This window comes from Brucella sp. 22210 (assembly GCF_052045675.1).
Taxonomy (GTDB): domain Bacteria; phylum Pseudomonadota; class Alphaproteobacteria; order Rhizobiales; family Rhizobiaceae; genus Brucella.
The window spans coordinates 1-4,641 of the sequence record NZ_JBQEPD010000086.1; the positions used below are offsets into that span (position 1 = coordinate 1).

Below are 4,641 nucleotides of genomic sequence, written 5' to 3' on the forward strand. Positions count from 1 at the left end.
TGGTATTTGATTTGGCAAAGCTTTCCCGACAGGCTTTATTCAAAAGCCATTCACTACCGCCAGCGAAGCCTCAAATGCTGATTCCAATTAATCGGGCTGCGCGCCTAAGGATGTCTTGCGCGCAAGCCTGAAAGGTTCGCTCAAAGCGAGCATTTCCGAAATCGCGGAGCAAGATTTTGCAAGCCATGTAAAGAAAGCAAAAGAGTCCTGTCCGTTTTCGAAACCACTTGGTGCAATCGAAGTAACACTGGACACCAAGCTGTTTGGATTTTATGTTCCAGTCGGCTTTAAGCTACCCTTTCTTTATTTAAGAATATAAATTTCTAATTTTTGGGATAATTTCAATGCATAATCCGTTAGCAATGTTTTCTGCTGTTTCTATTGCTTTAATAATACCTTCGTTTGCGACTGTCCAAATGGCTTCTGCAACGATGGCAAGGCAGATACTGGACAAGGAGCAGCAGAAAGTTAGTACCAGTACTTTCACTGCGCCCAGTTATCATCTGGGTGCAATCCAACATATTGTTCTGTTCAAATACAAAAAGTCGGTTTCGCCTTCTCAGATCAAGGAGGTACGCCAGCGTTTCCTGGCTTTGAAGACAGAGGCTAAAAGAAATGGAAAGCCCTACATCACAAGGCTTGAAGCAGGTGCGCAGAATAGCGGTGAAGGGGCAGATCGTGATTTTCAGGAAGGTTTCATTGTAACCTTCCGTTCGGAAGGTGATCGAAATTATTATGTCGGATCACCTGTCGTGACGGACTCCAAATTCTTCGATCCAGCCCATCAAAAATTTAAAGATTTTGTCGGTCCACTTCTCGCAGAGAAGGATGGCGTGCTCGTCTTTGATTTCAAAGGGGAAAAGTGACGCTTCTGGCACGGTAACCTTAATTTTGATGTAAGTCTCAGCGGTTGATAAGAGGGCATGCACGACAATCGCTCCTCACTTTACCACCGCCATCGTTTTGCGCCTGAGATTATCGCCAAAGCGGTGTGGCCGTATTTCCGGTTTCCGCTGAGCTTTCGCGTGGTCGAAGACATGCTGGCTTACCGAGGAATCATCGTCACCCACAAGACGGTGCGTGAATGGGCTGAAAAGTTCGGACGAGACTACGCCAATACGATCCGTCGCCGCACACCGCGCCTTGGTGATAAATGGCACCTTGATGGTAAGCGCTATTTTCCATGCACGTAGCGCCGCCACATGGTTAGCGGCGGCGGTCTGGAATTAGATCATGCCGTTTGTTTTTTGGCGAAGTTGAATGGCATCAAGTCTTCGATACTGGCGGCGTCGGAGCGCTTGGGTAATTCCGTGAGAACATGCTCGAGCCATGCTAACGGTTCGACACCGCAGGCGGCAGGTCAGCATCAGGCTGTAGATGACAGCGCTGGCTCTGGCTCCGTCAACCGTATCGCTGAACAGCCAACTCTTCCTTCCCGTAGCGAAGATTCTGATGTCACGCTCCAACAAATTGTTGTCTATCGGCATTCTACCGTCTTGGACGTACCGCGTCAGATATTCCCATTGATTGAGGGTATAGGAGATGGCATCGCCGAGTTTGGTATCTGGCAAAACCTTCGGAGCTATTGCGTCAAGCCAGACCTTGAGCGCGTTGAGGACCGGAACACTGTGTTTGTGTCGGAAGCAGCGAATACGGTCCGCCTGCGTTTGGCCATTGTCGTTTACTTCGTCCCGCGTCTGCCTCTCGATCCGATAGAGTTGATCGAAGAACTTCAAGGCCTGTTCCGGTGGCCCGCCGGGTTATTTCCTTGCGTTGAACGCAGCAAAAAAGCGCCGCCTGGCATGAGCCATGCATCCGACATGCGTTGCATCTTCCGATGTGCGCCAAGCCTGATAGCCGTCGCTCATCAGGATGCGCAATAGTCACCGAGAACGGCCTGTGGGTGTACTTGGCCACGACCGGGCTGATAATCGAACAGTACAATCGGTTCGTTGCTATCTTCGCCACTGCGATACGCCCACATATATGACGGAAGTCATGGCTCTTTGCCGGATCGGATCGTGGTGCAGCATTCATGGCCACGCTGATCATGGCCGCCAAGCTCAATGACATCGACTCGCAGGCCTGGCTCGCCGACGTTCTCGCTCGTATCGCCGACACCCCTGTCAGCAGGCTGGAGCAACTGCTTCCGTGGAACTGGACATCGGCCCAAGCACCTACGGCATTGGCATCATGATCTCCAGAGAACGCATCGCCCGGATTATCGTTAAGCTCGATCATATCGACCCAGCCATCTGGCGCAGGGTCGAGGTCCCAATAACCACCAGCCTGAAAGGGCTGCACAACATCATCCAGGCCGTCATGCCATTCCAGGACTATCACCTCTTCGAGTTCAATGCCGGCGGCAAGCACTACGCAGGTCCCGACCGTGCATGGGACTTCGGCCGTGAGACCTACGCCGCCCGCAATGTTCGTATAGGCGCTCTGGTGGATCGCGGCATCACAATCTTCAACTATAACTATGACTTCGGCGACGACTGGCGGCATTCAATCACTGTCGAGGCCGTCGCGGACGCCGATCCGGCAGTCGAATATCGGCGCGTCGTCGACGGCGAACGGCGCACCGCCGGAAGATGTCGGCGGATTGTCCGGCTTCGAGGAGTGCCTCAACGCAATGGCAAAGCCTCGACATGCGCAACACCGCCAAGTCGTCGAATAGTGTGGCGGTCGCTTCGAGCCGAACGATATTGGCGTCGATACAATCAATGAGCGGATAGCGAAACTGGCGTGCCGCCGAACCCTTGGAAAAGCTGGTTACGCAAAAAGTCAGAACAGCCGCCACTGACCACAAGCCGACCCATCCGTGGCCTACGCCGGATGCTTACGGTGCACCAACTACTCAACCCATTTCAAAACGGCCTCTTAGACGGTGTGGGATTTGTCGGCTATAGGTTTCTGGACGAGTATTTGTGAAAAATGAGATTGTTTCGACCTCGTTTCGATAAGCAAGATGACCATTACATCAAACCGGGGTTTATTGGGATGGTCGAGCCAAGGATTTTTGACTGGACGTCGCAGAGTTTAACGAGACCAAGGAGGATTGGGTGTCCGGATTGTTCGCGATGATATACTTTACGAGTCATTGGCCAAATGGATAAGTCTCGACCATCATCACTCTACAATAAAATTCCACAATAGTGACATTGTTTATCTGTATTTTCGAAAAACGTAAATACTCATTTCGAGATGACACAAAAAACCGTTAAATATTATTGTATTATTTCTGAGATTATTACAATATTTTACTGAGGAGCAATTAATGAAAAATTACTTTTTTGCTACAGCAATATTCTTGCTGACATCATTCTGGGCATTCGCAGAGACATCCGATAAAGTTAGTCTTGATGATATCATGTCACGTGGCGTGTTAAAAGTAGGAACAACTGGCGATTACAGTCCCTTCTCAATCAGAGACCCCAAAACTGGACAATTCACTGGCTTTGATATTGACTTGGCAGATAACCTCGCAAAAGCGCTCGGCGTCCGCGTCGAATTTGTTCCAACAACATGGCCGACATTAACGCAGGATTTCGAGAACAATAAATTCGATATCGCGATGGGAGGCATATCAATCACGCTGGAGAGGCAGAAAACTGGGCTCTTTTCGACACCCTATCTGCAGGACGGAAAGGCCCCGATTGCCCGCTGCTCGGATCACAACCAATACACCACGCTGACAGACATCGATAAACCGAATGTCAGGGTAATCATGAATCCGGGGGGAACGAATGAAAAATTCGTCCGTGCCCACATCAAGCATGCTCAAATTGACGTATGGGATGACAATACAACGATTTTTGACCAGATCGCACAAGGCAAAGCCGACGTGATGATCACCGACGCATCCGAAACCCGCTATCAGCAAAGCGTTCATTCCGGTCTGCTATGCGCGGTCAATCCAGACGAGCCATTCAACTCAATTGAAAAAGCTTATTGGATACAGCGCGCGCCTTATCTTGCAGCCTTCGTTGATCAGTGGTTATACCAATCAAAACGTGACGGTGTTTATGATGCGATTTACCAAAAGTGGTTCAAGTAAGCCTGTGAAACCGCAGTCCATGCGTTTCGTTAACATGCCCGGATGCCGTTCCTAAATTCCTTATGTAGGTCGTCTAATCGCATTCAGGTTAAGGCTGTTTTTCGCCCTCACTGCACCGCACTTCAATGTCATCGCTGCCGGGGCAAGGTCGTCTTCGCGGTTGGGATTTGCCGCCGCATTATAGCTTTCGCGGAACGGATCTTTCTATGCTTTCTCCGCGATGAGCGTCACCGCCCCTGCATCTACAGAATCGGAATGATCCAGCTCACGTCCCGGGAGGAACAATTCGGCGCACCACAGGCGGGCGCAAACGCTCAAAATCCATATGTCAGACGTTCTGAGAGCCTGAATTATAATTAATGTAACGATATCAGGCTCTTGCGATGCGCCTGGTGAGTAGGCGGATGTTTGCGATGTAGATCCACGCTTCGGAAGAAGCGATCGTTTTCTCGAAGTCTTTGGCCAATCTGCGACACCTTCCCAGCCATGCAAATGGTCGCTCGACCACCCATCGGCGTGGCAGGGCTTCGAAACCTTCGGCATGATCGGTCCGCTTGACGATTTCCAGTGTAAATTTCCCC

General features: G+C 50.5%; 4 protein-coding genes and 3 pseudogenes. 5 read left to right on the forward strand and 2 right to left on the reverse strand.

The window, feature by feature from the left end; genetic code table 11:
* Window positions 1-344: 344 nt before the first annotated feature.
* Window positions 345-866 (forward strand): Dabb family protein, encoded by a 522-nt coding sequence (locus ACTJKP_RS26185; RefSeq protein ID WP_440632747.1) that lies wholly within the window; start codon window positions 345-347, stop codon window positions 864-866.
* 57 nt (window positions 867-923) lie between these two features.
* Window positions 924-1,166 (forward strand): annotated as a pseudogene (locus tag ACTJKP_RS26190) (IS6 family transposase); the annotation flags it as partial.
* 65 nt (window positions 1,167-1,231) lie between these two features.
* Here the strand turns inward: ACTJKP_RS26190 and tnpC are convergent.
* Window positions 1,232-1,990 (reverse strand): annotated as a pseudogene (gene tnpC, locus ACTJKP_RS26195) (IS66 family transposase); the annotation flags it as partial.
* Here tnpC and ACTJKP_RS26200 point away from each other — a divergent pair.
* From ACTJKP_RS26200 to ACTJKP_RS26210, 3 genes and pseudogenes are all read left to right on the forward strand, one after another.
* A pseudogene (locus tag ACTJKP_RS26200) lies at window positions 1,991-2,197 on the forward strand (transposase domain-containing protein); the annotation flags it as partial.
* A complete protein-coding gene (locus ACTJKP_RS26205) occupies window positions 2,152-2,730 on the forward strand; it encodes a plasmid pRiA4b ORF-3 family protein (protein WP_440632748.1) in 579 nt (192 codons plus the stop codon). The pseudogene ACTJKP_RS26200 and the gene ACTJKP_RS26205, both read left to right, overlap by 46 nt.
* A 550-nt stretch (window positions 2,731-3,280) precedes the next feature.
* Complete coding sequence (locus ACTJKP_RS26210) at window positions 3,281-4,060, forward strand: transporter substrate-binding domain-containing protein (protein WP_440632749.1); 780 nt, start codon at window positions 3,281-3,283, stop codon at window positions 4,058-4,060.
* Window positions 4,061-4,430: 370 nt separating this feature from the next.
* Here the strand turns inward: ACTJKP_RS26210 and ACTJKP_RS26215 are convergent.
* On the reverse strand, window positions 4,431-4,641 hold a 211-nt coding region (locus tag ACTJKP_RS26215), incomplete at its 5' end, for a transposase (RefSeq protein ID WP_440632750.1).

Excerpts from the sequence above, each read along its gene's own strand:
- ACTJKP_RS26185 (WP_440632747.1), top strand. The coding sequence starts at position 345 with ATGCATAATCCGTTAGCAATGTTTTCTGCTGTTTCTATTGCTTTAATA.
- ACTJKP_RS26210 (WP_440632749.1), top strand. The coding sequence starts at position 3,281 with ATGAAAAATTACTTTTTTGCTACAGCAATATTCTTGCTGACATCATTC.